The sequence below is a fragment of the Arhodomonas sp. KWT genome (assembly GCF_010993615.1).
On record NZ_WNXE01001026.1, the window covers coordinates 1 to 586 of the forward strand.

The window sequence follows — 586 nt, forward strand, 5'->3', positions numbered from 1 at the left end:
GGCGGGCGCGCCGGCGCAGCAGGCGTCGCAGGCCGTTGAGCAGGTAGGCCTGGTAGACGCGGGCGAATCCGCGGTCGATGTTTGCGGCACAGGCGGCGAGATCGAAAGGCGTGGACACGGCGACGGCCGAGGCCAGGGGGCAGTCCTCGCCGGTGGCGGCGAGCCAGTTCAGCAGGATGCTGCCGCCTATGGAGATGCCGACCGCATGAACGGTGCGTCTCGGATCGGCGACAGGCAGCCGTGCCAGTACCGCCGCCGGGTCCCGCCAGGCACCGGCGTGGTAGAAACGCCGTCCGGGCTGGCCGCCGGTGCCGCGACCCTCGATGACGACCGCCTGGAAATCCGCGGCGGCGAGGGCGCGCACGAGTCCCCGGCAGTAAGGGGCGCCGGCATCGCCGCCGAGTCCGTGGAGCAGGAGTACCAGTGGTCCCGGGCGTTCCGGCCCCCAGTAGGTGTGTATGACCGCGCCGTCGGGCAGGGTCACCGGGTGGCGGGTGAGTGTCACGTGCGGAGTAGGGCGGCACAGCGCCGGCCATATCGTCTGGGCATGGGCGCCGGGCAGCCACGGGGCCGGCCGGAACCCGTC

1 protein-coding gene is annotated in these 586 nt (G+C 73.2%); it reads right to left on the reverse strand.

The window, feature by feature from the left end:
- A partial coding sequence (locus tag G7A99_RS23940) for an alpha/beta fold hydrolase (protein ID WP_163144575.1) occupies positions 1-586 on the reverse strand: 586 nt, incomplete at both ends.